At 65.0% G+C, this 25234-nt stretch carries 21 protein-coding genes; 11 read left to right on the plus strand and 10 right to left on the minus strand.

Translation table 11 applies throughout. The features are described 5' to 3' along the window. Positions 1-58 precede the first annotated feature (58 nt). Positions 59-2329, plus strand: a complete 2271-nt coding sequence (locus tag BG83_RS0114690) for a mechanosensitive ion channel family protein (RefSeq protein WP_024977455.1) — start codon at positions 59-61, stop codon at positions 2327-2329. A gap of 281 nt (positions 2330-2610) precedes the next feature. Here the strand turns inward: BG83_RS0114690 and BG83_RS0114695 are convergent, their stop codons facing one another. Continuing rightward, a complete protein-coding gene (locus BG83_RS0114695) occupies positions 2611-3657 on the minus strand; it encodes a porin (protein WP_024977456.1) in 1047 nt (348 codons plus the stop codon). Between the two features lie 287 nt (positions 3658-3944). Here BG83_RS0114695 and BG83_RS0114700 point away from each other — a divergent pair, with 287 nt between their 5' ends. After that, positions 3945-4808 carry a MurR/RpiR family transcriptional regulator gene (locus tag BG83_RS0114700; protein ID WP_024977457.1) on the plus strand — a complete coding sequence of 288 codons (864 nt, stop codon included), beginning with the start codon at positions 3945-3947 and terminating at the stop codon, positions 4806-4808. A gap of 57 nt (positions 4809-4865) precedes the next feature. On the opposite strand, the gene BG83_RS0114705 is transcribed toward BG83_RS0114700, so the two are convergent. Next, positions 4866-5642, minus strand: a complete 777-nt coding sequence (locus BG83_RS0114705) for a PepSY-associated TM helix domain-containing protein (RefSeq protein ID WP_024977458.1) — start codon at positions 5640-5642, stop codon at positions 4866-4868. 213 nt (positions 5643-5855) lie between these two features. Between BG83_RS0114705 and BG83_RS0114710 the strand changes: the two genes are divergently transcribed. From BG83_RS0114710 to BG83_RS0114725, 3 genes are all read left to right on the plus strand, one after another. Continuing rightward, a complete protein-coding gene (locus tag BG83_RS0114710) occupies positions 5856-6194 on the plus strand; it encodes a hypothetical protein (RefSeq protein ID WP_024977459.1) in 339 nt (112 codons plus the stop codon). Beyond that, the gene (locus tag BG83_RS29345; protein ID WP_024977460.1) at positions 6191-6847 is read left to right on the plus strand and encodes a hypothetical protein; all 657 of its coding nucleotides are present in this window, start codon (positions 6191-6193) and stop codon (positions 6845-6847) included. Before BG83_RS0114710 ends, BG83_RS29345 begins: the two co-directional genes overlap by 4 nt. Positions 6848-7421: 574 nt before the next feature. Beyond that, a complete protein-coding gene (locus tag BG83_RS0114725) occupies positions 7422-8198 on the plus strand; it encodes a hypothetical protein (RefSeq protein ID WP_024977462.1) in 777 nt (258 codons plus the stop codon). Between the two features lie 24 nt (positions 8199-8222). Here BG83_RS0114725 and BG83_RS0114730 read toward each other — a convergent pair whose 3' ends face one another. Continuing rightward, positions 8223-9116 carry a helix-turn-helix domain-containing protein gene (locus BG83_RS0114730; RefSeq protein WP_419177606.1) on the minus strand — a complete coding sequence of 298 codons (894 nt, stop codon included), beginning with the start codon at positions 9114-9116 and terminating at the stop codon, positions 8223-8225. A gap of 173 nt (positions 9117-9289) precedes the next feature. On the opposite strand from BG83_RS0114730, the gene BG83_RS0114735 reads away from it, so the two are divergent. Further along, positions 9290-10210, plus strand: coding sequence for an alpha/beta fold hydrolase (locus BG83_RS0114735; RefSeq protein ID WP_024977464.1), 921 nt, complete (start codon positions 9290-9292; stop codon positions 10208-10210). A 24-nt stretch (positions 10211-10234) separates the two neighbouring features. On the opposite strand, the gene BG83_RS0114740 is transcribed toward BG83_RS0114735, so the two are convergent. Then, positions 10235-11032 (minus strand): MipA/OmpV family protein, encoded by a 798-nt coding sequence (locus tag BG83_RS0114740; RefSeq protein ID WP_037031881.1) that lies wholly within the window; start codon positions 11030-11032, stop codon positions 10235-10237. 202 nt (positions 11033-11234) lie between these two features. On the opposite strand from BG83_RS0114740, the gene BG83_RS0114745 reads away from it, so the two are divergent. Together BG83_RS0114745 and BG83_RS0114750 are read left to right on the plus strand one after the other, a co-directional pair. After that, positions 11235-11966: a response regulator transcription factor gene (locus BG83_RS0114745; protein WP_024977466.1), complete on the plus strand. Its 732-nt coding sequence runs from the start codon at positions 11235-11237 to the stop codon at positions 11964-11966. A 3-nt stretch (positions 11967-11969) separates the two neighbouring features. Beyond that, on the plus strand, positions 11970-13277 hold the full coding sequence (locus tag BG83_RS0114750; protein ID WP_024977467.1) for an ATP-binding protein: 1308 nt from the start codon (positions 11970-11972) through the stop codon (positions 13275-13277). 29 nt (positions 13278-13306) lie between these two features. Here BG83_RS0114750 and BG83_RS0114755 read toward each other — a convergent pair whose 3' ends face one another. Next, on the minus strand, positions 13307-14104 hold the full coding sequence (locus BG83_RS0114755; protein ID WP_024977468.1) for an AraC family transcriptional regulator: 798 nt from the start codon (positions 14102-14104) through the stop codon (positions 13307-13309). 283 nt (positions 14105-14387) lie between these two features. Here BG83_RS0114755 and BG83_RS0114760 point away from each other — a divergent pair, with 283 nt between their 5' ends. Next, positions 14388-15479: an ABC transporter substrate-binding protein gene (locus BG83_RS0114760; RefSeq protein ID WP_024977469.1), complete on the plus strand. Its 1092-nt coding sequence runs from the start codon at positions 14388-14390 to the stop codon at positions 15477-15479. Positions 15480-15752: 273 nt separating this feature from the next. Here BG83_RS0114760 and BG83_RS0114765 read toward each other — a convergent pair whose 3' ends face one another. Both BG83_RS0114765 and BG83_RS0114770 read right to left on the minus strand, forming a co-directional pair. Next, the gene (locus BG83_RS0114765; protein ID WP_024977470.1) at positions 15753-17054 is read right to left on the minus strand and encodes an MFS transporter; all 1302 of its coding nucleotides are present in this window, start codon (positions 17052-17054) and stop codon (positions 15753-15755) included. A gap of 8 nt (positions 17055-17062) precedes the next feature. Further along, a complete protein-coding gene (locus tag BG83_RS0114770) occupies positions 17063-18301 on the minus strand; it encodes an AGE family epimerase/isomerase (RefSeq protein ID WP_024977471.1) in 1239 nt (412 codons plus the stop codon). A 277-nt stretch (positions 18302-18578) separates the two neighbouring features. On the opposite strand from BG83_RS0114770, the gene BG83_RS0114775 reads away from it, so the two are divergent. After that, a complete protein-coding gene (locus BG83_RS0114775; protein ID WP_024977472.1) occupies positions 18579-20192 on the plus strand; it encodes a glucan biosynthesis protein in 1614 nt (537 codons plus the stop codon). A 265-nt stretch (positions 20193-20457) separates the two neighbouring features. Here BG83_RS0114775 and BG83_RS0114780 read toward each other — a convergent pair whose 3' ends face one another. Further along, positions 20458-21084, minus strand: coding sequence for a DUF1415 domain-containing protein (locus BG83_RS0114780; RefSeq protein WP_024977473.1), 627 nt, complete (start codon positions 21082-21084; stop codon positions 20458-20460). A 191-nt stretch (positions 21085-21275) separates the two neighbouring features. On the opposite strand from BG83_RS0114780, the gene BG83_RS0114785 reads away from it, so the two are divergent. After that, entirely contained in the window at positions 21276-21641 is a 366-nt protein-coding gene (locus BG83_RS0114785; RefSeq protein ID WP_024977474.1) for a hypothetical protein, read from the plus strand. A 68-nt stretch (positions 21642-21709) separates the two neighbouring features. Here the strand turns inward: BG83_RS0114785 and glpK are convergent, their stop codons facing one another. Together glpK and BG83_RS0114795 are read right to left on the minus strand one after the other, a co-directional pair. Next, positions 21710-23206: a glycerol kinase GlpK gene (gene glpK / locus BG83_RS0114790; RefSeq protein WP_024977475.1), complete on the minus strand. Its 1497-nt coding sequence runs from the start codon at positions 23204-23206 to the stop codon at positions 21710-21712. 252 nt (positions 23207-23458) lie between these two features. Next, positions 23459-25195, minus strand: coding sequence for an ABC transporter substrate-binding protein (locus BG83_RS0114795; RefSeq protein ID WP_024977476.1), 1737 nt, complete (start codon positions 25193-25195; stop codon positions 23459-23461). Positions 25196-25234 lie beyond the last annotated feature (39 nt).

Raw genomic sequence — 25234 nt, forward strand, 5'->3', positions numbered from 1 at the left:
GCCCGGGGAATTCGCGTATCGTGCCGTGGTCGATGTCTGCACGATCGCTTTCCCTGTCATGCGTACTCATTCTCTCTTCCTGACGCGGCGACTGTGGCCGCTCGCATCGTTCCTGCTTGTGCTGGTGGCCTGCGCCGCCAACGTGGCCAACGCTGCCCCGGTGTCGTTTGCCAAACTGGCCGGGCTGCCGAGCTCCACCGCCAGCGCATCGGCGCCGGCGGCGGACCCTGCGCAGACACGCCAGTCGCTCGACACCGTCATCACGCTGCTCAACAACGACCAGCAGCGCACGGCCCTCGTCAATGAACTGAAGCAGTTGCGCGACGGCATGAGCGCGCAACAGAAGGTTCAGGCCGAACAGGCGCCGGGTCTGTTGGGAGCGGTGGCGTCGCTCATCGAGAACGGCTCGTTGCAGGCCGATGTGGAAGCCGGGGCGCCGCGCTACTGGCTGCGCCGCATCGAGGCCGCCAGCGGTAATGCCGGCCTGCTCTTCTCGCCAGACAAGCGCATGTCGCTGGCCGCCGACTTTGCCAGCACCGTGGGCATCTGGGCCGCCATTGCCGGTGGCCTGCTCGCCCTGGGCTGGTTGATCCGCCGTGTGTTTGGCCTCACGGCGGGCCTCGGGCTGCATCCGACCACGCGCGCGTTGTTGATCGACGCGGCGCGCAAGATCGGCCCATGGGCCATTTCCTTTGCCGTCATCATGCGGCTGGAGCGCGAAGCCTCGCCCGGCTTTGTCCTGGCGCTGGTGCTGGCCTACGCCATCGTATGGGGCGCGATTATCACGGCGGGCGTGGCGATGCTGTTCTCGCTCTTTTCCGGCAGTGCGCACCGGCGCGTCGCGGTGGAATACCTGTTCAAGCACGGCATGTGGCCGATCTTTCTGACGGCCAGTCTGGGGGCCTGCGGCGATGCGCTGGTCGACCCGCGCGTGGCGTTGGTGCTGGGCGGCTCGCTCAGCCTGCTGCTGGCCACGGCGTGCAACGTGGTGGCGTCATTGATGCTGGCGGTGGGCGCATTGTGGGCGCGCCGGCCGATCGGACAGTTGATCGCCAATCGCCCGCTGGAGCTGCGCAGCGGCGAACACACGGGCAACCAGGTCCGCCGTCTGCTGGCGGCGTTCTGGCCCGTGCCGGTGGTGGTGCTGGCGAGCGCCACCGTCGTGGCCACGCTGACGACGCCCGACAACGTTGACGTCGTGGCGCGCCGTGCGGTGATGACGTCGCTGCTGCTGGTGGCGGCGTTCTTTCTGTCGGCGCTGATTCGCCCCCGCGCGAACTGGCGCTCGCACCTACGTCTGGGGCGCAGTTCGCCTTACGTGGAGCGGCTCAAGCATTTCGTTGGTGCGCTGATCAAACTTGTCATCTGGATCGCCTTTCTTGAGTTGGTGCTGCGCGTGTGGGGCCACACGCTGGTGGAGCTGGCGCACAGCTCCGTCAACGGCAAACGCATCGCCGATGCCATGGTGGGCCTGATCAGCACCGTCTTTGCCACCTGGCTCGTCTGGATCCTGCTCGACACGGCGATCTTGCGGGCGCTGTCGCCGGCCTCGGCGCGGGCGCAGCCCAGCACGCGCGCGCTGACCATCCTGCCGCTGCTGCGTAATGGCCTGAAGGTGACGCTGGTGGTGACGGCCAGCATCGGCGTGCTGGCCAACCTGGGCGTCAACGTGACGCCGCTGGTGGCCGGCGCCGGCGTGATCGGCCTGGCGGTGGGCTTTGGTGCGCAGTCGCTGGCGCAGGATTTCATCACCGGCATCTTCATCCTGATGGAAGACACCATCAGCGTGGGCGATACGGTGGACGTGGGCGTGGCCACAGGCTCGGTCATCAACCTGACCATCCGCACGGTGCGGTTGCGCGATGGCACCGGTGCGGTGCTGTCGATTCCGTTCAGCCAGATCAAGACCGTGCGCAATCTGTCGCGCGATTACTCGTTTGCCGATTTTGAAGTGCGCGTGGCGATGGAGGCTGAACCGCAGCAGGCGATCGAGCTCGTGCGCACGGCGGCTGATCAGATTGCTGGTGAGCCGCGCTTTGCCTACACGCTGCTCGGCGGTGCGGAAATTTTCGGGCTGGACCGCTTCGAAGGTGGCGCGATGATCGTCAAGGGGCGGTTCAAGACGCGCCCGCAGAAGCAGGCTGACGTGCTGCGGGCGTTCAACGTTGTGCTCAAGGATGCGTTCGATCAGGCGCACGTGCCGCTGGCGGCGCCGGGGACGGTGTTGCGGACTTCGGCGGCGTTTGAGGAGTGGATGACGCGGGTTGGGGCGGATGAGGGGAAAGGGGCGTCGGCTTCTAATGAACCACCCGCTGCTGCGCCGGCGTAAGGGCGTTGGTGGTTTGCTGCTGTTTCGTCCCCTGCCGGGGCCGACTCACTTTCTTTGTCTTGCCAAAGAAAGTAAGCAAAGAAAGGCGCGCCCTAGATGGCGGCTTCCCCTTGAATTTATGTCGCAGAGAGGGAGCGCAGGCAACTCGCTTCGCTCAAACAGGCCTGCACTCTTTTTCCTCTCTGCAACAGAAATTCAAGGCGCCATCTAGGGCAGGGTACGGCCAAACCGTCTGGGCGCGTGTGTCTGCGCCGAATTTGCTCGGATGGCCGTGCGCTGATTTAGAACCCGTGGCGCATGCCGACCATCACGCCGGTCTGCGAGGCCTTGGGCAGCGCGGCTGCGAGCACGGTGCCCGCATCCTTCTGGTGGGTGTAGTCCATGCCGACGTATAGCCACGTGCGCTTGCTGACCACGTAATTCATGATCGCGTATGCGGTGTAGCGCAGGCCGTCGGGGTCGCGCTGGCGGGTGGCCATGCCGCCGACCACCAGGTTGTACTGTCCGCTGAAGTCGTACTTCACGCCGCCGAGGATGAGGTCGTTCTTGGTGGGCGTGCCGTCGCGGTAGTTGATGTAGCCGAGCATCAGTTTTGCGGGGCCGACCTGTACGCTGCCGCCGGTGGTCCACGTGCGCGTGCCGACCGATTGCAGGTCTTTCTGCTGCTCCCACGCGCCGCCGAAGGCGAACGGGCCGCTGGCGTAGTTGAGCGACAGGGCGCTGTAGTTACCCGCTGAGAACGCGCCTGCCTGCTCGCCCATGCCGACCATCACGCCCGGGCGCCAGCCGTTGAAATCACCCACGTACTTGACCGAGTTGTCGATGCGCACGCCGGTGGCGGTCACGTGCCAGGCTGTCGCGCCGAGGTTGCCAATGGAGAGCGCGTCGTATTGGCCGGCCGTGTTGAAGACGAGGTTCTCTTGCCGGCCGAACGTCAGCGAGCCGAACCCGCCTTCCAGCCCGACATACGCCTGGCGCCCGAACAGGCGCGACGTTGCCGGCGTGGTGGGCTTGTAGCCGCCCAGGCCCATGTCGTTGGTGGAGCCCACGCCCGTGTCCGGTGCAAAGCCGCTGACCAGGTGGAACACGGCCTTCAGCCCGTTGCCGAGGTCTTCCGACCCGCGAATGCCGAAGCGGCTGCCGCTGTAGTAACCGCCCGCCATCTCGGCCTTGCCGTGGCCGTCGGCGTCGTTGTTGGTGCTGTAGCGCAGGCCGGTTTCCATCACGCCGTACAGCGTGACGCTCGATTGGGCGTGCGCCTCGCCGCAGGCAAGCAGTGCCGACAGTGCAACGGCCGATAGCGGAATGGAACGGTTCGAAGTGGTCATGTGGCTCCCTTGTTGTCGTGACGACTGTTGTGTTGGCCGGAATGGGCTTTCCGGCCTGGCTCGGGGGCCGACTCTCAGGCAAGTCTGCGCTGTAAGGGTTGAAGTTACGCATGCACCGGCAAAGCGCCGCACACGTCGCGCCGGGTGGGGTGTTGCCCGCTGAAGGGGCGTTGAGCGTAAACCGCCGGCTTACAGATTCTTGGGGGTTTTCCCTCGGGCAAGCGGCGTGGTGCGGGGCTGCCGCTACACTGGCGACGCTGATTTCCGATCGCCACCCGCGTACCGCCATGCCATCGCTCTCCGTTCCCGTGCTCAACGCCCTGCGTGACAAGTTGCCCGCGCTTTCGCCGGCGCAGCAGGGTGTGGCGCGGTTGATCCTGGAAGCGCCGGAGCTGTCGCTCGAACAATCCGTGGAGACGCTGGCCGTGCGCGCCGGGGTGTCGATGCCGACCATCGTGCGGATGTGCCAGGCGCTCGGCTTTGAAGGGTTGCGCGAGTTCAAGGCCACGCTGGCCGCCGAGCTGGCGCACGCGCAGCCGACGCTGCCGGGCCATGTCGGTCGGGCAGATCCGCCGGCACTGGTCGCCAGCAAGGTCATTGACGGTGCCGCGCGGGCGTTGGCCAAGCTGCGTGAATCGCTGTCCACCACACAAGTCGACGCCGCCGCCGAGCGCATCGCCCGCGCCCGCCGCGTCGATTGCTATGCGGCCGGTGCGGCGTCATCGTTCATGGCGAACGACATGCAAGCGCGGTTGATGCGGCTGGGGTTGGCGTCCAACGCCTACTTCGATGCGCATCTGCAGCTCGTGTCGGCCGCCATGCTGGGTGCGTCCGACGTCGTGGTGGCGTTCTCGCACGTGGGGCGGATGCCGTATCTGCTCGAGTCGATCGCCTATGCGGCGGAGCAGGGCGCCTGCGTGATCGCCATCACCCAGGCGGGCACACCGCTGGCGGAACGCGCGCAGATCGCGCTGACGGTGGACGTGCCGGAAGATGCCGTGATGCGGGTGGGCACCGAGGCGTACCTGGTGCACCTGACCGTCATCGAAATCCTGATGACCTGCGTGGCGCAACGCCGCGATGAGATGGTGCGCTCGCGCATGCGTGCGATCCAGCGGCTGCTGACAGAGCGCAGCGTCGACCGCCCCTAAACGGCGAAGGCGAAAAAAATGGCGCCACGCGGGCGCCATCCGTAGCAAATGCGGCGTTCAGAGCCGCGAGATTGCCAGCCCGATCGCCAGCAGACTCCCCAGCCCGAAGATCGTCCAGCCGACCGTGCGGCGCTTGGTCGTCATCACCCACAGCCACAGGCCCGAGATCGACAGGAAGATCAGGCAGCCGGCCAGCGTATCCACCAGCAGAATCCACGGCACCGTCATGCCGACGCCCTTGTGCAGACTCATCAGCGTGCCGAGGAAGCCATTGTCGGTCTGGCGGATCGATACCGAGCGATTGCCGGCCCAGTATTCAGCCTGGATTTGCGTGGTCGCGCTGCCGAAGTTGAAGGTCCATTGCTCGGGCTGCATGAGCGGCTTGGCGGCGGGTTCGCGCGGGGCGTCGGCGTTCTTCTCGTCCTGCGCGCCTTCACCCTTGGCAGGGCGCTCGGCCCAGGCGACCGGCTTGGCTTTTTCCACGCGCGTGCGGGTGGCGGGCTCCGGTAGGTTCAGCGTCTGCTGCAGCCAGGCGCCCATCGCGTCGGGCGTAGCAGGCACCGGGTCGGGCAGGGCGATCTGCGTATTGGTGCGCTGCTGCGCCACGGGCAGCTTCAATACCGCGCGGTGATTCAGCCAGATGCCTGACACACCAAAGATCAGGCCCATCACCGCGCCCCACAGCCCGAACCAGCCGTGTGTCTTGCGCAGCCACCGGACGATCGTGGCGCGGCGATTGGCGGGATGCTCGGCCTTGGCCTTCGCGGGGCGCGCGTTGGCGCCTGGATTGGTGTCGGGCTCGGCCGAGAGCCGGGGATGGGACAGGTCGGTCATGAAGCACAAGGCGGCGCAAGGGCCGCCGGAGGGAGGCAAATCGACCGGCCAATATAGATGAGAATGATTCTCGTTGCAATCGGGTGCAGGCTACTGCGAGAGTCATGCGTTTCAGACGGCCTGTGAAGTTTCGTTGCCGTCGCCATGTTCCGTGTCACTGCTAACTACAGTTCCTTCTCGTCATGAAGTACTTACCTCGGAAGGAGCCATCCGATGCGACTGTTTCGACACGTTGCTGCAATCTGTCTCGTGCTGCTGTTTAGCCAGACTTCGTATGCCGCCTACGCTTGCTCTGGTCAGGTTCGAACCTTTGGGATGAATACCGACGGTTCTGTTTATGTCGACAACGGATACGGCATATGGGTTGTCTGCAACTTGCATGCGCAGACCAATATCCCGCCGACGGTCTGCAAAGGGTGGTACTCCATGATGGTGGCCGCACAGGCACGGAACGCCATCGTCGATCTCTACTTTGATGATGGCAAGTCGTGCACACAACAAAGTTCCTGGGTCGTCTTGGCCCCGTATTTCATCGCCGTTCGGAACCAATGAGAGCGAATGCCATACGTGTCGCTCTCGCATTCGCGGTGGGGCTTGCTGCTGTGGTAGCCACTGCGGCGGAGCCGCGCACCTCAACGGACGATGATGACCTGCTGGACGTGCCGCTCATGATGAGCTCTATGCCGAGCTCGTTTGACTCCAAATTTGTCGCGCAGAGTTTTCCGGCAAGTGCATTGCGATTCAATACACCATATACCGTCACGCTCACATTCAGAAACACCGGTACCAAGGTATGGCAAGCGGGCGAGGTGAAACTCGCTAGCATGGGAAATGGAAATCTAAAGCCTTCGTGGGGTATTGGCATTGAGGGTGACAGAGAGGAAATTTATCCCGGAAATGATTTCACATTTCGATTCATAACAGAGGCGACGTGCAATCTCATTGCTCCATCGGTCTGTCAGCAGGTTAGTTTTCAATGGCGATTGCAGCGACTAGTCAGTCGCTCGGGAACTTACCAGTACGAGTATTTTGGTGAGGCGTCTCCGCTGTTGGTGGGCTTGTTCGACACAGGAAGCAGCGGCGACGGTAGCGGTGAGGGGACTCCCGCCATAGAGCCTGGAATGATCGATTTGCCTGTTCCAGGTGGCCCACCACCAAGCCAAGTGCCTACCGTCAATCCGCCCAGAAATTGGGAGGATTTCTAATGCCTCGCCTACTTCTCGCGGCCTTCGTCTTTTATTGCGCATTCGCTTCCAGTCAAGCGAATGCATTGTCACAGTTTAGTCGTGCATGTCGGTTTGGCGATATTCCCCGCGCGCTTCAAGAGCCGGCGGCTGTGTTCTTCGTGTTGCTGGGTGCCCCCGCCAACACAGTGAATTTGCCGTGGCGGATAGAGAAGGAAAGTCACTGGATCCTTGAATCCATCACCACAGACTACGGCGCAGTCAGGTATTACCTGTTTGCCTCATCAACCCTATATCGATACCGCCCGGGGGAGGGAAAGTATGTTGTTGGTGAGACCCGCTATTCCCGCTGGGCGGCCCAGCGACCGAGCGACGCGGTGCTGAAGGACTCTAGGCTGCAGATATTCCTACATAACCGAGGGACCTTGTATAGCGCTCGAGCAGGACATCCGGCCATTTACGACGTGATCGAAGGGCCCACCGCACGCGTCGGCGGAACTCATTGGCTTTACGACCCGTTCATACAGGAGACGAGGCCGCTGGCGAAAACGAAGGCCACTGACTGCAACTTGGCGGAATGGGGTTTTGAAACGCGATGAAATATTTTTTGACGATGGGTGTGATTGGTTTCGCTGTTGCAGCCGCAGTCTATTGGTACGAAGGGAGCTTTCAGCACTACCGGGCGCCCGGCTATGTCCCAAACCAGTGTCTGAGTCGAATCCAATCTGGTGAAGCTTGTATTCAGTGGGATATCACCAACGAAGAACGCCAGATTTTGATGGGGGACAACGTCTTTGATGCATCCGGCTACGTACGTAATCGTGGTCGCGATGAATATCTCAGCCTGCTCGATACTGCGGAAAATGAAGCGAAGCGTGTAGCGCAGAAGCCGCGTGAGGGAGACCAGAAGGTCACTGACGAGGCCCTCAGATGCATGCCACATGGGAGCAAGTTGGTAGGCGCGATCCCAGAGCAACCCGGAATCTGGTCCGCGGTGTACTCAGTCGACAACGGGAAAAGGCGTCTGCTTTTAGGGCGTTCTGATTTCTGGGCATATGGAGGTCAGTCTGGGAAGTTTGGCCTCACGCTCAAGTTCTCGGTCCATAAGAATCCCGCAAGCTTGATGCTGTCATGGGGGCGACGTGACGGCCCCGCGCTCTGGGACGTCGGCTGGGTTCGGGACGGCGTGAGCTTTCGCGTGACCGTGGAAGATTCGGTCAAGAACGATCAGCCTGTGCATTACCAACCCGGTCAGTTGATTCAACTGGCTGAAGCGATTGACACGATATGCCATTGGCCACGAGGAGAGCTCCCAAATGAGGGCATCTCTCAACCTTTTGACGTCCCCTCACTCGAAGGCCCCCCTGCATGAAGCAGACTTCAGGCCGGCCGACGGTTACAACGTAATACGCTCCAGCGTCCGCCGCGATGCCTCATCCGCCGGATAGAAGCACTCGATGCGCATCTCCTGCAGCCCGGCATCGCGCGGGGTGCCCAGCGTGGTGAGCGTGGAGAACAGCGAGATCGTCACGCCGTCGCGCTGCAGTGAAATGGGCAGGAACGGCGGCGGATCGCCGGCATCGTGCGCGTGCGTGGCGGGGGCTGCCGGCGCATCCGCCGCATCGAACAGCGCCGGTTGCATTGCGCGGATGTCGTGCAGCAGCCGCTGCGTGGCAGGGTCGATGGCTTGCAGCGCCAGTTCCTGCCGCACGCGCCGGGCGAGGTAGCGGCCGACAACGTCACGGTTGGCGATGGCCGGCCACAGCGCGGTCGGGTCGAATACCAGTTTCATCATGTTGACGGCACCGGGTGCGCCTTCGGACCGGTCGTCGCCGATGGCCCAGCGCATCAGGCGGCGATGCGCGGCATTGGCATCCAGCACATGCCAGAAACGGTCGAGCACGATGGCCGGATACGGTGCCTGCTTGTCGAGGATCAGCTTCACCGCATGGCGCACCGCCTGCATCATCGGCGAGGCCTCATCGGCCGGTGTGGCGAGGCCCTGCTCGGAATAGGCGGGGGCGAAACCGGCCGCCAGCAGCATCTGGTTGCGATGGCGCAGCGGCACGTTCAGCTCCTCTGCCAGTTGCAGGATCATGTTCCGGCTGGGCGCCGCGCGCGCGGATTCCAGAAAGCTCACGTGCCGTTGCGATACGCCCGCTGCCAGGGCCAGCGCCAGTTGGCTATACCCGCGCCGCGTGCGCCAGAAGCGCAGCAACTGCGGAAAGCGCGACAGCGCTGCTTCGGGCGGCTCAATCGCCACTGGGGCGGCATCGGCGTCTTCAAGCATGAGGGTGTCGTCGGTGGCGGACAAGGACGAGGATGATGAGGCAGGCTTGGCGGATGTCATGCCACCTATTGAAGCAGAGTCAGGTAGCTGCCGCGATTACCTGTCGCGTAATTGTGACCGCAACGGGCGGCGCCAATACTGAGCCTATCCCGAGACTCCCGAGCGGAGTGCCCATGCAGCGCGAACCGATCGACTACCCCGCCGATGCCCTTCCCACCCGCGACGACCGCGTCCGCACAGCCGACGGCTGGACGCTGCCCGTGACCGTCACCAGCCCTGGGCTGGGTGCGCACGGCACGGTGGTGATCTGCTCGGCGCTGGGCGTGCCACGCCAGTTCTACGCGGCGTTTGCGCGTGCCCTGTGCCTGGCGGGCTGGCGTGTGGTGACGTTCGACTACCGCGGCATTGGCGAGGCGGTCGCGACCGGTCCGGGCACCCCGCGCTTTGCCGATTGGGGCCGGCAGGACATCGACGCCGTGCTGAAATGGGTGCACGACACGCTCGTCCCCGAGGGCTGCAGCGGCCGCAAGCTGGTGGTGCTCGGCCACAGCGCGGGCGGCCAACTGGCGGGGCTGGCACCGCACATCGTGCATGCCGATGCGCTGGCGCACGTAGCGGTGCCGCTGGCAGATGCGCGGCTGTGGCCGTGGCGCGGGCCGCTGGCCCGTCCGCAATTTGCTTGGCTGCTGCGTGTGCGGATTCCCTTGGCGGTGGCGCGCGTGCGCGGTGGCATGCTGCCGCTCGCGGCCGTCGGCATGGGGCCGATGTCGATTCCGGCCGCCATCCTGGGCGATTGGGCGCGCTTTGCCCGCCTGCGCGGCTACATCTTCGCGCCGCGCACCGGGCTGGATACCTCGCGTTATCCGAGGCTCGCCGTGCCGCTGCTCGCCTGGGGTTTTGACGATGACCCGTTGGCACCGGCTAACGCCATCGATGCGCTGGTCGCACAGTTTCCCGCCACGCGCGTGACGCGCCGACAAATGGGCGGCGCAGCATTGGGTGCAAAGGGTGTCGGCCACATGGGCTTCTTCCGGGCATCGTCCGGTGCGCCATGGTGGCGTGAAACCGTGGCGTGGCTCGATGCCCTGGCCTGAGCCGTCCTTTGCGGTTCCGCGCGCTTAGAACGTGTAGACGACGCCCGTACCGCCAAAGTAACTCTGCTTGTTCTGCACGATCGGGCTCTTCGCCGCGTTGCCCAAGAGGCGCGAGGTGCCGATCGCCGTCTGCACCGCCCAATGGCGCGAAAACTCGTGCGTCCAGGCCACCGTGAGCGTGGCGGCTTGCAGGCCGCTGCCCGCGCTGTACTGGGCGAAGCCGCTGTTGGCCGACTGCTGCGGCGTCACCCCGAAGTACGTCTGCATGTACTTGCTGGAGCCGAAATGCAGGCTCGGGCTGACGGTGATCTTGTCGCTGCCCCAGCTCACGACCGGCGCCGCCACGTCAATGTGGCCCGACCAGCCGCGCTCGCGGTTGGTGATGGGCACTTCCAGCGTGGCGCTGCCCGTGGTGTCGCCGATGAGCTTGCCGCCCACCGTGACCACGCCCAGCAGCGAGCCCTTGACGGTGCCCATGCCCTTGAGATGGTCCGAGCCGGGGCGCCCGTAGCGGTTGGTGTCGGAGCGGCCGGGGTCGTACGACAGCGCGGCCGAGGCGAACATGCCGTTCAGGAAGCGGATGGCATAGCCCGCGCCGCCCTGGGTCGGGTCGATGAACCAGCCGTTGCCGAAATCTGCCCGCAAGCCGGGGCCGGCCGTCACGGTGTACTCCTTGCCGCCCTGGTAGCGCGGCGCTACACCCGCGTTGAGCGACAGCGAATACGACGCATCGTCGGCATACACCGAAGAGGGCGACAGCCACATGCCCGAGAGCGCGGCCAGATAAGCGATGGAGAACCGGGGGGAGAGACGATTGAGCACGTAGGACCTCTTGTTGGACCTCTTGAGAGAGAGCCCGCAGTCTGGCGAGGTGCCGCACGCACGTCTGTCTGGAAATTGCCGGGAAGTTGTGCGCAATTGTGCGCGAGTGTCTGCAAGTTTCTCCACGCCATCCGCTCGCAAGGCCATCGCCGTACACTGCGCGCCAACACAAGAAGAAACGGGGGTACGAGCGATGACGGCGATGACCGACGAGCCGCTCAAGACCAAGGTGCTGCTGATCGAAGACGACGACCGTCTCGCGCAGCTCGTCAGCGAATACCTGGGCAACTATGAATTTGCAGTCGAAGTGGTGCGCCGTGGCGACATCGCCGTGGCTGCCGTGCGCGAACACCACCCTGCGCTGGTGATCCTCGACCTGATGCTGCCGCACATGGACGGCATGGAAGTGTGCCGGCGCATCCGCGCGTTCTCGCGCGTGCCGGTGCTGATCCTGACCGCGCGCGTGGATACGTACGACCAGGTGGCCGGGCTGGAGATCGGCGCCGACGACTACGTGCTCAAGCCGATCGAGCCGCGCTTGCTCGTTGCCCGGGCCCGCGCGCTGCTGCGCCGTTCGGTGCCGGCCATGTCGACGTCCGAGCCGGTGGCGCCGCGCGACGACACGCTTGTCTTTGGCGAACTCGCCATCTCGCCACCCAACCGCACCGTCACCTGGCGCGGCCAGCCGGTCGACCTCAAGACGGCGGAGTTCAATCTGCTGCTGATCCTCGCGCGCGCCGCCGGCACCGTGCTCAGCCGCGACGACATCCTCAAGCAGTTGCGCGGCATCGAGTTCGACGGGCTGGATCGAACCGTCGACTCAGGCATCTCGCGCCTGCGCCGCCGCTTTGGCGACGCCTCGCCCGAGCCGCACAAGATCAAGACGATCTGGGGGCGCGGCTATCTGTTCAGCCCGTCGGCGTGGGAGGACTGAACCGTGCTCAAGTCGTTACTGAAGCTGTACGCAATGGTCGTGGTGGCCGCGGCGCTGGCACTTATCGGCGTCAACAAGTCGTTCGTCTGGCTGTTCCACGACACACTCACCCACGGCGAGCGCGAGGTGCGCAAGGGTTACGCCTTCGTGCTGCAGGACTACCTGGATCGCGCGGGCCCCGACGGGCGCGATGCCGCCATCGCGCGTTTGAACAAGAACGCGTGGGAGACATTCGACCTCGTCGATCCGGACACCGTGCCGAATTTCTCAGCCCAGCAGCGGCGCGATCTGGCGGATCACAAGCTCGTGCTGATGACCAACGGCAAGGATTACTACCTGCCGCTGCGCGACGGCACCGTGCTGCACGCCTACAGCGAGGACATGGACTACCTCGGCATCCAGTTGGTCGCCTATTCGCTGATCGCCATTGCCGCGCTTCTGCCGCTGCTGCTCTGGGTCTGGATGCATTGGCGCGACCTGCGCGTGCTGGAAGAAGCGGCGCGCGGCTTTGGCGCGGGCAAGCTGGCGACGCGCGCCAATCTGCGCAAGCGCTCGAACGTGTATGCGCTGGCGCGCCAGTTCGACGAGATGGCCGAGCGCATCCAGGGCTCGATCCAGCACCAGCGCGAGATGATGAACGGCATCTCGCACGAGCTGAAGACGCCGATCGCGAGGCTGGAATTCGGCATTGCGCTGCTGCAGTCGCCGGTGTCGCCGTCGTCAGAAATACAGCGCAACGTGCGGCTCGATGCGCTGCGCCGTGATGTGCGTGAACTCGATGAACTGGTGAGCGAGCTGCTGGCGTTGAGCCGCCTGGAGCAGGGCGCCATGCACCTCGTGCTGATGCGCGTGGCCGTGGGTGAATGGCTCGACAGCGTGGTTGCCAGCGTCGCCAACGACGTGGCCGACCGCCAGCTCACCCTGGCCGTGCATGCCGAGGGCGCCCCCGCGCACCACGTGTGCGACCCGCGCCTGCTGGCGCGTGCACTGCTCAACCTGATCCGCAATGCCACGCGCTATGCCAGCAACACCATCACCATCCGCGCCGAAGCGGGTCCCGCCGGTGCGCTGCGCCTGACGGTGGAAGACGACGGCCCCGGCATTCCCGAGCCGGACCGCGCGCGCGTGTTCGAGCCGTTCCTGCGCCTGGATGCCAGCCGCGACCGCCACACCGGAGGCTTCGGCCTCGGGCTGGCGATCGTGCGGCGTATTGCGCTGGTGCATGGCGGTGATGTCCGCCTCGATGCGGCAACGGGCGGCGGTGCGCGCTTTTCCGTGCTGCTGCCTGACATGGCGATTCCGCCGCTGTAAGCGCAGCTGGATCGGTCAACCTGGGGGGGCTAGGCCTGGTCGCCGCCCGGCCGATGCAGAAACGCGCTCGGGCTGCTGCCGAACGCCCGCCGGAACATCGCAGAGAACGCGCTCTGGCTGTTGTAGCCCAGCTCCTGCGCCACGCGCGACAGCGGCATCCCCTGCGACATCATCGGGATGGCGCTGGCGAGCACGGCCTGCTGACGCCACTGCGAAAAGCTTACGCCCAGCTCGTCCCGGAAGCGCCGCGCCAGCGTGCGGGCGCTGGCGCCTACATCGCGGGCGAGGACGTCGAAGGTGAGCGGGGTGCCGGGGTCGGCCATCACGCGCTCGCACAGGGCGCGCAGGCGCTTGTCGGCGGGCATGGGCAAATCCAGCGGCAGCGGGGCGCTACGGCGCAGCTCGTCGAGGATGAGCATGGCCAGCGCCTGCTCGCGCGCGGCCGGCAGCGGCTGGCGCACGTCCATCGCGGCAATCAGCTCGCGCAACAGCGGCGACACCTCCATCACGCGGCACTGCGCCAGCGTGCCGGTCACCACGGACGGGTCGGCATACAGCGTGCGCAGAAAGGCGGCTTCGACCACCCACACCTCATGCTCGATGCCGGGCGGAATCCAGATCGCCCGCGAGGGCGGCACTACCCAGGCGGTGTCGCCCGCCTGCACGCGCAGCACACTGTTGTGGCTATACGCCACCTGCGCCCACGGATGGGTGTGGCGCGGGAACCGCGTGTTGGCGTCCATCTGCCGCGTGTAGAGCCGCACCGGATGCGCCGTTGAGGGCGGCGTGCGGCCTTCGATATCGGTAGGCAGGATGCGCTGTGGCATGGCGGGTTTGCGACAGAAACGGTCAGGCCAGTGTAAATGCGCCGACAGGACTTGTCGAAGGCAGATGTCGATGGCAGGCTATCGCCCGGCGCCGTAGATGTTTGGCGCCACACAACAAAGCGGATCGCTCAAGCGGTCTCGACAAAAAACGCCGTTGCCCACGAGGCACGCGGCGACATGGGTGCGAACAATGCAAACGGGAAATCACACGCGTAGCCGGGGGGCGCGCGGGGCGATGGGATGGTTGCGGCCGTGGGCCGCGCTTGCCATGTGTGTGGCATGCATGGCTGCGTTGACAGCGCCGGCCGCCCGCGCCGACATCAGCATCATCCAGTCCTTGCCGCTGTCCGGCACACAAGCCGCGACGGGGCGGGCGCTCAATGCCGGGGCACGCCTGTATTTCGACTGGCTCAACCTCGATGGGGGCATCAACGGCGAGACCATCCGCCTGGTCGCCCGCGACGACGAGCAGAAGGTCGAGCAGACCCTGCGCAATGTGCGCGACATGGCCAAGATCGACAACCCCGTGGCGGCGCTCACCGTGGTCGGCACCGCCAATGTGGAAGCGCTCATGCGCAGCGGCGTGCTGGCCGAAGCCAACCTGCCGCTGGTCGGGCCCGCCACGGGGGCCTCCAGCATGACCGGCGATCCGCTGGTCTTCCCCATCAAGGCCAGCTATCAGCAGGAGATGGACAAGATGGTGGGGGCGCTCGCCACCATCGGCGTTACGCGTATCGGCGTGCTGTATCAGGACGATGCGCTGGGCAAGGAGGTGCTGGCGGGCGTTGAGCGCACGCTCAAGCCGTACAAGCTGACGATTGCGGCCACCGCCTCGTACCCGCGCAATACGGCCTCGGTGAGCGCCGCTGTCGACAAGCTGCTCGGCGCCGATGTGCAGGCCATTTTCCTGGGCGCCACGGCGGAGCCCGCCGCGCAGTTCGTCAAGCAATACCGCGCGCGCGGCGGTGCTGCGCAACTCCTGGGGCTGTCGTCCATCGATCCGGGCATCCTGCTCAAGGTGGCCGGTATCGATGCGGTGCGCGGCTATTCGCTGGCGCTTGTGATGCCGAACCCGGGCAAGGGCGTCAACCCCGTCATCCGCGAATTCAACCGCGCACGCGCAGCCGTGGGCGCCAGAGATGTCGAACTTTCATTCCGAGCCGTGGAAGGCTTTGTGGCAGCCAAGGTGCTTGCCGAAGCCGTGCGCCGCGCGGGCCCCAAGCCCACGCGCGACCAGGTGCGCCGCGAGCTGGCCCGCCTGCGTAATTTCGATGTGGGAGGCGGGTTTATGGTGGACTTTTCCGACCGTACGCGGCCTGGTTCGCACTATGTGGAGCTGGGGGTGGTGGGGCCGAATGGGCTGGTGATTCAGTAAGGCTGCGTCTGTGCAGTTTGTTGTGCCTAATGGCGGATTTGGAAGTTGCGAGGGGCGGGGATTTCTTTGTTGGTGGTGTATCCCTTGTTTCATCCCCTGCCGGGGCTGACTCACTTTCTTTGGCAAGACAAAGAAAAGTGAGTCGGTCCCGGCAGGGAACGAAAGGGGGATGAACCACTAACAAAAAAAATCCCAGCAAAAAGCCAAAAGCACAAAGCAAAACGCCTCTCAGAGATTCCCCTCTGAGAGGCGTTCATTCATCCACGATGACGGTCAGGCAATAGGCGCCGTGCTCGCCCCATGCTCATGCCTGCCCGCCGGCTTGACGATCGCCAGCGTGGCAATCAACCCGCACAACGCGGCAAACGACACCCATACGCCCGGCATCGCCTTGTTGCCGGTGGTGTGGATCAGCCACGTGGCAATCGCGGGAGTGAAGCCGCCGAAGATGGCCGTGGCCAAGCTGTATGCCAGCGAGAAGCCGGTGGTACGAACTTCCGGCGGCATGATCTCGGTGAGCGTGACGACCATCGCGCCGTTGTAGCTGCCATACAGGAAAGACAGCCACAGCAGCACGGTCAGCATGCGGGCGAACGACGGTGCGGCAACCAGCCACTGCATGGCCGGGTAGGCCGTCACCAGCATCAGCACGGTAAAGAGGATCAGCAGCGGGCGGCGGCCGACGCGGTCAGACACGGCGCCCATCACAGGCAGCCAGAAGAAGTTCGAGGCGCCCACGCACAGCGTGACGATCAGGCTGTCCATGTCGGACAGATGCAGCACGCTCTTGCCGAAGGTCGGCGTGTAGGCGGTGATCAGGTAGAACGACACCGTGGTCATCACGACCATCAGTGTGCCTGCGCCTACCAGGCGCCAGTTCTGGCCCATCGAGCGGAACACGGCGGCCAGGTCCGGGCGGTGCTTGCGCTTCTGGAACTCCTCCGTCTCTTGCAGCGAGCGGCGGATGATGAACAGGAACGGCACGATCAGGCAGCCGATCAGGAACGGCACGCGCCAGCCCCATGCGCTCATCTCAGACGGCGGCAGCAGGTACGACATCAACACGCCCAGCAGGGCGGCAAACATGACGGCCACTTGCTGGCTGGCCGATTGCCAGCTCACAAAGAAGCCCTTCTTGCCGGGGGTGGCGATTTCGGCCAGGTAGACCGACACACCGCCCAGCTCCACGCCGGCCGAGAATCCCTGCAGCAGCCGGCCGACCAGGACCAGCAGCGGCGCCGCCAGCCCGATGGTGGCGTAGCCAGGCACCAGTGCGATCAGCAGCGTGCCGCAGGCCATGAGCGCTAGCGTGACGATCAGGCCCGTGCGGCGGCCGTGACGGTCGATGTACGCGCCCAGGAAGATCGCGCCCAGCGGTCGCATCAGGAAGCCGGCGCCAAAGGTCACCAGCGACAGCATCAGCGAGAGGAACTCGTTGCCGGCGGGGAAGAAGGTGTCGGCGATGGCCTTGGCGTAATAGCCGTAGACCATGAAGTCGTACATCTCCAGGAAGTTACCGCTGACCACCCGGAAGATGGTGCGGGCCTTGGATTCGTTGGGGTTGGAGGTATGCATGAAGGGTCTCACTCAACAGCTTGGGTACAACGCGCGGGCGAGCCGGACAGCGAACTGCGGGCCGCCTCGTAAAAAGTGGTGATGTGGTACGGCGTGCTCGACGGCATGTCGGCGCGCAGGCGCTGGCCCGCGGGGTCGATTACCTCGTTCCAGCCGTGTGCGTGCAGGAAGCGTGCCGACCACGCCGGCAGCAGGCGCGCGAGCATGGCACCCTGCGTTTCGGTGCACAGCGCGAGGGCGCGGCCGTATTCAGTCTGTGCCCAGATGCGCTGGCTGGCATCGCGCATCGTGCCGTCCAGATTGAGTGACAGGCACACGCCCTGCGTCTCGGCATCCACGCCGTCGGCACAGGCCGCGTCCACCGCACGGGCGAGGCTCTCGGCCAGATGGCGGCCGGCTTCGGAGCGCGTAAAGACGTCGGCGTGTGCGCGCACGAGGTAAAACCATTCGAACTGGTGACCGGGCTCGATGCGGTTGTCGGTGCTAGCCTCGTCCACCGGCAACTCCGCGATGCTGCCCGTGCGGGTGTCGATGAAGCGCGCGAGGATGCCTTCGGCCAGCGTGCGCACGCCGGTCTCGGCCCAGGCGGGCGGTTCGTCCAGCGCGGCGGCGGCCAGGTAGGCCTCGGTCAGGTGCATCACCGGGTTCTGCGCGACACCGGCCAGCGTGGTGCTGAACGTGGCGTCCATGGATGCGACCGGCAGCGGTTTGGCCCCGGCGCGAGCAAAGCTGCGCACGATCACGTCGTGCGCGTCGTGCATCAGCGCGGCGGCACGCGGGTCTTCGCTCACGGCCAGCCAATGTGCAGCGGCAAACAGCACGAAGGCGTGCGTGTACAGATCCTTGGTGGTGTCGTGCGGGGCCAGCGCGCTGTCGATCGCAAACAGCCAGCCGCCGTGGATCGTGTCGCGAAAGCGCGTGTCCAGTGCATGGCACAGCGCGGCGGCGCGTTCGGCGCAGAGATTGCGGTGGCGCTTGGAGAGCTGCGTGGCGCGCGCGAAGGTATACAACTGCCGCGCACATGCCATCGCCCGGTACCGCGCGGTTGATGCCGGCACCAGCGCGCCGTTGTTGACGACGAGCGCCTCATAGCAGAGACCGGCCTGCGCGTTCCAGCCCGGGCCGAGCCACATGGGCAGCAGAACGTCGTCGTAATAGCGGTCGAATGATTCCAGGGCAGCCGCAATGTCAGCGGACAGTTCGGTGGCCGTATCGGGCAGCGGGGGCGAGGAGGATTGTGAAAGCATGTGCGCCGTGATGATCGTGGCGGGCGTCGACCCGTTTTAGCCCGGCCGATTGCTCGGATCTGTTCTGTTCACCATAGGCGACGTACATGCGTTGTACATGTGAACAGACCCGGGATTGTGCTCCAACTGGCTGCCCCGCGCCACGCGCAACCGGTCCAATCCCGGTCACGGCGCAGGGTTGTGGGTCCAATGAAAGGTTTTTTCCCGGATGCTGCCCGGGCGTGGGTTGTGCGAAGATGAATCATCCCTGGCTCACCCCCTGGTCTTGCCCCGATCCATGCACCGTCGCGACCTGCTCAAGCAGTTGGCCGCCGGGCTGCTTGCCCTGGCTCCTGGTTTGTCCCGCAGTGCCGCGCCCGGCTCCGCCGCTGGCGCCTCCGAGCCGTTTGACGAAGCGCGCCTGCTGGCGCGTGCACGGGCCTTGGCGGCGCGGCCATACCGGCCTCGCAGCACGCAGTTGCCCCCGCCACTGGCCGCACTCGGCTGGGACGGCTACCAATCCATCGGCTATCGCCGCGATCACGCCCTGTGGGCCGGGCAGCACCTGCCTTTTGAGGCCAAGTTCTTCCACCTGGGGCTGTTCTTCAAGTCGGCCGTGCAGATGCACGAGGTGGTCGACGGCCAAGCTCGCTTAATCGCCTACGACCCCACCATGTTCGATTACGGCAAGAGCGGGCTGGATCATCGGGCGCTGCCGGCCGATCTCGGTTTTGCCGGCTTTCGGCTGACCACCAAGGCAGACCCGACGCGTGATGTGGCTGCCTTCCTCGGTGCCAGCTATTTCCGAGCCGTCGGCGGGCAGTGGCAGTACGGCATGTCGGCGCGGGGGCTGGCGATTGATACCGGCTTGCCCCGCGCAGAAGAGTTTCCGGACTTCACCGAATTCTGGCTGGTGCGCCCCGCCGCCGACGCCGATACGTTGCGCGTCTATGCGTTGCTGGATTCCCCAAGCGTGGCGGGCATCTACCGTTTCGACATCCGCCCCGGCGACACGCTGGTGATGGATGTGGCCGTCACGCTTTACGTGCGCAAGCCGATCGAGCGCCTGGGTATCGCGCCGCTGACCAGCATGTTCCTTTACGGCGAGAACGACCGCGCCGACCGCGCTGGCGATCGCCACAGCGCCGCCCGCCGCTGGCGTGCATCGGACTGGCGCCCGGAAATTCATGATTCCGACGGCCTGGCTATCTGGCGCGGCTCGGGCGAGTGGGTCTGGCGGCCGCTGGCCAATCCGCCCATGCTGCGCAGTCAGCGCTTTGCCGACGACAGCCCGCGCGGCTTCGGCCTGCTGCAGCGCGATCGCAATCCCGATCATTACCAGGATGACGGCGTGTTCTACGAGAAGCGCCCAAGTGTGTGGGTGGAGCCCACGCATGACTGGGGTGAAGGCGCGGTGGAACTGGTGGAGCTTTCGGCCAACGATGAAACCTTCGACAACATCGTCGCGTTCTGGCGACCGGCCGTGGCGCCGCATGCGGGGCAGGAGCTGGCGTTTGGCTATCGGCTGACGTGGGGCGCGCAGCCTGCGGCGGCCTCGCCGCTCGCGCGGGTGGTAGCCACGCGCACGGGCATTGGCGGCGTGGTCGGGCAGCCGCGCAAATACTTCTCCTGGCGGTTTGTGGTGGACTTTGCCGGTGGGGAGTTGTCGCGGCTGGGGCGCAGCACGGCGGGGTCGACCGTGGAGCCTGTCATCCGAGCCTCGCGCGGGCGGGTCGAGATTGCATCGGCGCGGCCGCTGGCGAGCATCGACGGTGTGCGGGCGATGTTTGACGTGGTGCCGGATGCCAGCAACGCGCCGATCGAGTTGTTGCTGACGTTGCAGTCGGGGGAGCGGTTGCTGTCTGAGACTTGGGCGTATCAGTGGACGCCGCCGGTGGATCGGGCGGTTTGATTCTTTGGCTTGGTTGATTGATGCGCGTGGTGCGTCCCTTGTTTCATCCCCTGCCGGGGCTGACCTACTTTCTTTGTCTTGCCAAAGAAAGTAGGCAAAGAAAGGCGCGCCCGAGATGGCGACCCATCCCTTGAATTTATGTCGCGGGGAGGGAAGGGAGGCAAACTCGCTGCGCTCAGACAGGCCTCCCTTCTTTTTCCTCCCCGCAACAGAAATTCAAGGCGCCATCTAGGGCAGGGGACGGCCAAACCGTCGCTGCTTTTGGTTAGTCACGGGGCGATGTCTTGCTGAACTTCGCCGCCATTTCTGCCCAGCCTTCGGGGCCGAGCTTTTCCATCGTCGCGATATTCCGCTCGTAGATGTCCGCTGCATCGGGTACGGCTGCTGCGGCGCGGGCGATGCTGTCTTCGCGCAGCAGATGCAGGATGGGGACGGGCGCGCGATTGGTGGCGTTGGCGATGTCGTCTGGGGCGGCATCGGCGAAGACGAAATCGGGGTGGAAGCTTGCCAGTTGCAGCTCGCCTTCGTAGCCGGCCTTGGCGAGCACGGAGTCAGCGCGCTCCGTGAGCGAGTGGAAATCGAGGAAGTCAGCCAGGGCGGGGACGATCAGCAGCGTGGTGTCGATCTGTGCGGCGGGGGTGGCGTGCAGCAAATCGGCTTCGGCACGCAGGTGGTCGAGCACGTCGCCGTCCATCGTCGCGCGGCTGACGGCGTATCGAACCTGCTGTTTGACATGCACGGCCTTGGCGAAGGGGCACAGGTTCAGGCCGATGACGGCGTCTTCGAGCCAGCGCTGCACGCGCGCGACATGATGGGCTGCGTCATCCGCGTTCAGGGGCAGCGCATCGGCGGGCGGATCAAGCAGGACGAAATCAGGGGCGTGATTGGACACGGCGCATAGGAGGGATGAGATAGCGCGCAGTGTAGTCGATGGCCTGGGAGCGCTTCTTGCGACGGGATGGGTGTTGTGATTTGCAACGTCCGGCGTGCGCTGTTGATGTGCGCCGAGATCACTTCGGGTGCTTCGCGCGCCGCTTATGTGGTCAGTCCATTCCGTGTTTTTGTAAAAGAAGGAGCCCAACCATGATTGAACTGCGCCTGAAAACCGCCCTCGCCGTGGCCGCCACGTTTGCTGCGTCGGCTGCTTTCGCACAGATGACGCCGGCACCGCAGACTTCACCGCAGACCACCGGCACCGTGCAGACCGCCCCACAAGGTGGGCCGGCCACCTCGTCGTCTGACCCGCTGGTGCAGAAGCGCATTGACGACAAGGCCGCCAGCGACGAATACAAGGCCCGCAAGTCCGACGCCAAGGCCGCGTACAAGGAAGAGAAGAAGGCCGCCAAGGCCAACCGCAAGGCGGAGAAGAAGGAAGCCCGCGCCAAGCGCAAGGAAGCCATGAGCGAACAGGGCGGGCCTGCCCAGACGCCGGCCAGCGAAGGCAAGTAAGCCGCCGGCCGAACCATGAAAAAAAGGCGATCCGAGGGTCGCCTTTTTTCTGTCCGCTGATTTTGCCTTCAGTGCCCGCGCGTTGTCGGCAGGCGGACCTGCGCGACGGCCATTTCCCATTGGGCGATGCGATGCGCGGCTTCGTCGCGGCTGATGACGGGGTGGAATGTACGCGAGGCGCGCCATTGCTGGGCGACCTCGGCTTCGTCACGATAGAAGCCCGTGGCGATGCCGGCCAGATAGGCCGCACCCAGCGCCGTGGTTTCGATGATCTCCGGGCGCACCACCGGGATGCCGAGTAAATCGGCCTGGAACTGCAGCAGCAGATTGTTTGCCGAGGCACCGCCATCGACGCGCAGTTCCGAGATGGTAGAGACGGCATCGCGCGTCATGGCCTGCAGCAGGGCGGTGCTTTGGAAGGCGATGGATTCCAGCGCCGCGCGCGCGATGTGTCCGATGGTCGTGCCGCGTGACAGGCCGACGATGGCGCCTTGCGCGGTCGGGTCCCAGTACGGCGCACCGAGGCCCGTGAACGACGGTACGAACACCACGCCGCCGGAATCGGGCACCGAGGCGGCCAGGCCTTCGACGTCGGCCGAGCGCTGGATGGCGCGCAGGCCGTCGCGCAGCCACTGCACCACCGCGCCCCCAACGAACACGCTGCCTTCGAGCGCGTAGCTGCGTTTCGCGCCGCTCTGACAAGCCGCCGTGCTGATCAGGCCGTTGTGCGACTGGACAGCTTTGTCGCCCGTGTTGAGCAGCATGAAGCAGCCGGTGCCGTAGGTGTTCTTGGCCATGCCGGGTTTGAAGCAGGCCTGGCCAAATAGGGCCGATTGCTGGTCGCCTGCAATGCCGCCGATGGTGAGCGAGGCGCCAAGCCAGTCGGCATCGGTCTGCCCGAATTGATACGCGGATGGATGCACCTCGGGCAACAGGCTCGGGTGAATGTCGAGCGCGCGCATGAGGTCAGCGTCCCATTCGCCGGTGTGGATGTTCCACAGCATCGTGCGGGAGGCGTTCGACACGTCGGTCACATGGAGGCGGCCGCGCGTGAGTTGCCACACCAGCCAGCTGTCGATGGTGCCGAAGGCAAGTTCGCCGCGCGCGGCGCGCTCGCGGGCGCCATCCACGTGGTCGAGAATCCAGCGCAGCTTGGTGGCGGAAAAGTACGGGTCGATGATCAGGCCGGTACGTTTGCGCACCTCGTCTTCCAGGCCCTCGGCGCGCAGGCGCTCGCAGATGGATTCCGTGCGGCGGTCCTGCCAGACGATGGCGTTGAAGATCGGTTTGCCCGTGGCGCGCTCCCACACCATGGTCGTTTCGCGCTGGTTGGTGATGCCCAGCGCAGCCATGTCGGCGGCGGAGAGCTTCGCTTGTTCGAGTGCGGCGCGGCAGGTGGCGAGCTGACTGTTCCAGATGTCGAACGGGTCATGCTCGACCCAGCCGGGCTGCGGAAAATGCTGGGGAAACTCCTGCTGGGCGCTGGCGACGATCTGGCCGGCGCGGTTGAAGACGATAGCGCGTGAGCTGGACGTGCCCTGGTCGAGCGCGAGGAGGTATTCCATAAGGCAGAGACATTGAAGTGCCGGGGAAGATCACTCTACCCCGGCAATTGATGCAATGGTGATGCGAAAGCATAGCCCGCCGTTGGCAGGCGTGCGATGCAGATGATCCTGGTGCCGGATCACTCGTTATCTGGAACCTGTTCACGATCCGTAGCGAGCGGCCCGAGGTTGGCTTGAGAAGCGCAGCCGTACATGGGTACGGCGAGCATCGCGGGGCCAAGATCGGGCCGCGCCGTAGGATCGTGAGCGGGTTCAGCGCACCTTGCCTGCCTTCCAGGCTGCGAGCAGCTTGTCGTAGGCCACCGTCTCACCCTTCGGACGCTCGTTGTCGAGCTTCTTCCACGGGGCGTGTTCGGTCGACAGCCACTTCGACGGATCGCTTTCCGGATTCAGCTTCGGCGCGCAGTTCTTCATGCCGGCGCGCTGCAGGCGACCCATCACCTGGTCCATTTCCTTGGCCAGGTTGTCCATCGCGCCTTGCGGGGTCTTTTCGCCCGTGACGGCCGTGGCGACGTTCTTCCACCAGAGCTGGGCCAGCTTCGGATAGTCGGGCACGTTGTTGCCGGTCGGCGTCCAGGCCACGCGGGCCGGGCTGCGGTAGAACTCGATCAGGCCGCCGTACTTCGCTGCGTTCTTGGTGAAGTAGTCGCTGTGGATGTCGGAGTCACGAATGAACGTGAGGCCGGTGATCGACTTCTTGAGCGACACGGTCTTCGACGTGACGAACTGCGCGTACAGCCACGCGGCCGAGCGGCGCTCGAACGGGGTGGACTTGAAGAACGTCCACGAGCCGACGTCCTGGTAGCCGTTCTGCATGCCGTCCTTCCAGTACGGGCCGTGCGGCGACGGGGCCATGCGCCACTTCGGCGAACCGTCGGCGTTGACGACCGGGCCCGGCTTGGTCATCGGCGCGGTGAAGGCGCTGTACCAGAACACCTGCTGGGCGATGTGGCCTTGTGCGGGCACCGGGCCGGCTTCGTTGAAGGTCATGCCGGTGGCTTCGGGCGGCGCGTACTTCTTCATCCAGTCGATGTACTTGGTGAGGGCGTACACCGCGGCCGGGCTATTGGTGGCACCACCACGCGACATCGAGGCGCCCACCGGGGCGCAGCCTTCCACGCGAATACCCCATTCGTCGACCGGCAGGCCGTTCGGGATGCCCTTGTCGGCGGAGCCGGCCATCGACAGCCAGGCGTCGGTAAAGCGCCAGCCCAGCGACGGATCCTTCTTGCCGTAATCCATGTGGCCGTAGACGCGCTTGCCGTCCAGCTCCTTCACGTCGTTCGTGAAGAAGTTGGCGATGTCTTCATAGGCCGTCCAGTTGACGGGCACGCCCAGGTCGTAGCCGTACTTGGCCTTGAACTTGTCCTGCAGGTCCTTGCGGGCGAACCAGTCGGCGCGGAACCAGTACAGGTTGGCGAACTGCTGGTCCGGCAGCTGATACAGCTTGCCGTCAGACGCGGTGGTGAAGCTCGTGCCGATGAAGTCCTTCAGGTCCAGGCCCGGGTTGGTGAACTCCTTGCCTTCGCCGGCCATGTAGTCCGACAGCGGCATCACCACGCCATAGCGGTAGTGCGTGCCGATCAGGTCGGAGTCGGAGATCCAACCGTCATAGATGCTCTTGCCCGACTGCATCGAGGTCTGCAGTTTTTCGACGACATCGCCTTCCTGCATGATGTCGTGCTTGACCTTGATGCCGGTGATTTCTTCGAAGGCCTTGGCGAGCGTCTTCGATTCATACGCATGCGTGTCGAGCGTTTCCGACACGACGTGGATCTCGGTCACGCCCTTGGCCTTGAGCTTGGCTGCGGCGTCGATGAACCACTTCATTTCCGCCATCTGCTTGTCTTGCGACAGCGTGCTGGGCTGGAATTCGCTGCTGATCCACTTCTTGGCTTCGGCTTCGCCGGCATGGGCTGCGCCGACTGCCAGGGCGCTCGCCAGTGCAATGGCACTGATCTGAAGCGTCATGCGCCAGGATGTTTTCATTGGTATCTCCTCGTGCTTGTTGGCTTGTTGTTCTCCCCG

Origin of the sequence: Ralstonia pickettii, from assembly GCF_000607165.1 — a bacterium.
Taxonomy (GTDB): domain Bacteria; phylum Pseudomonadota; class Gammaproteobacteria; order Burkholderiales; family Burkholderiaceae; genus Ralstonia; species Ralstonia holmesii.

What these genes read in the sequence shown, in the direction of transcription:
- BG83_RS0114690 (WP_024977455.1), top strand. Translation starts at nt 59, where the DNA reads ATGCGTACTCATTCTCTCTTCCTGACGCGGCGACTGTGGCCGCTCGCA.
- BG83_RS0114705 (WP_024977458.1), bottom strand. Translation starts at nt 5,642, where the DNA reads ATGACCGACCTGTCCCATCCCCGGCTCTCGGCCGAGCCCGACACCAAT.
- BG83_RS0114710 (WP_024977459.1), top strand. Translation starts at nt 5,856, where the DNA reads ATGCGACTGTTTCGACACGTTGCTGCAATCTGTCTCGTGCTGCTGTTT.
- BG83_RS0114770 (WP_024977471.1), bottom strand. Translation starts at nt 18,301, where the DNA reads ATGCTTTCACAATCCTCCTCGCCCCCGCTGCCCGATACGGCCACCGAA.
- BG83_RS0114755 (WP_024977468.1), bottom strand. Translation starts at nt 14,104, where the DNA reads ATGCCACAGCGCATCCTGCCTACCGATATCGAAGGCCGCACGCCGCCC.
- BG83_RS0114760 (WP_024977469.1), top strand. Translation starts at nt 14,388, where the DNA reads ATGGCTGCGTTGACAGCGCCGGCCGCCCGCGCCGACATCAGCATCATC.
- glpK (WP_024977475.1), bottom strand. Translation starts at nt 23,206, where the DNA reads ATGGAATACCTCCTCGCGCTCGACCAGGGCACGTCCAGCTCACGCGCT.
- BG83_RS0114795 (WP_024977476.1), bottom strand. Translation starts at nt 25,195, where the DNA reads ATGAAAACATCCTGGCGCATGACGCTTCAGATCAGTGCCATTGCACTG.
- BG83_RS0114765 (WP_024977470.1), bottom strand. Translation starts at nt 17,054, where the DNA reads ATGCATACCTCCAACCCCAACGAATCCAAGGCCCGCACCATCTTCCGG.
- BG83_RS0114730 (WP_419177606.1), bottom strand. Translation starts at nt 9,116, where the DNA reads ATGCTTGAAGACGCCGATGCCGCCCCAGTGGCGATTGAGCCGCCCGAA.
- BG83_RS29345 (WP_024977460.1), top strand. Translation starts at nt 6,191, where the DNA reads ATGAGAGCGAATGCCATACGTGTCGCTCTCGCATTCGCGGTGGGGCTT.
- BG83_RS0114745 (WP_024977466.1), top strand. Translation starts at nt 11,235, where the DNA reads ATGACCGACGAGCCGCTCAAGACCAAGGTGCTGCTGATCGAAGACGAC.
- BG83_RS0114695 (WP_024977456.1), bottom strand. Translation starts at nt 3,657, where the DNA reads ATGACCACTTCGAACCGTTCCATTCCGCTATCGGCCGTTGCACTGTCG.
- BG83_RS0114775 (WP_024977472.1), top strand. Translation starts at nt 18,579, where the DNA reads ATGCACCGTCGCGACCTGCTCAAGCAGTTGGCCGCCGGGCTGCTTGCC.
- BG83_RS0114735 (WP_024977464.1), top strand. Translation starts at nt 9,290, where the DNA reads ATGCAGCGCGAACCGATCGACTACCCCGCCGATGCCCTTCCCACCCGC.
- BG83_RS0114785 (WP_024977474.1), top strand. Translation starts at nt 21,276, where the DNA reads ATGATTGAACTGCGCCTGAAAACCGCCCTCGCCGTGGCCGCCACGTTT.
- BG83_RS0114725 (WP_024977462.1), top strand. Translation starts at nt 7,422, where the DNA reads ATGAAATATTTTTTGACGATGGGTGTGATTGGTTTCGCTGTTGCAGCC.
- BG83_RS0114700 (WP_024977457.1), top strand. Translation starts at nt 3,945, where the DNA reads ATGCCATCGCTCTCCGTTCCCGTGCTCAACGCCCTGCGTGACAAGTTG.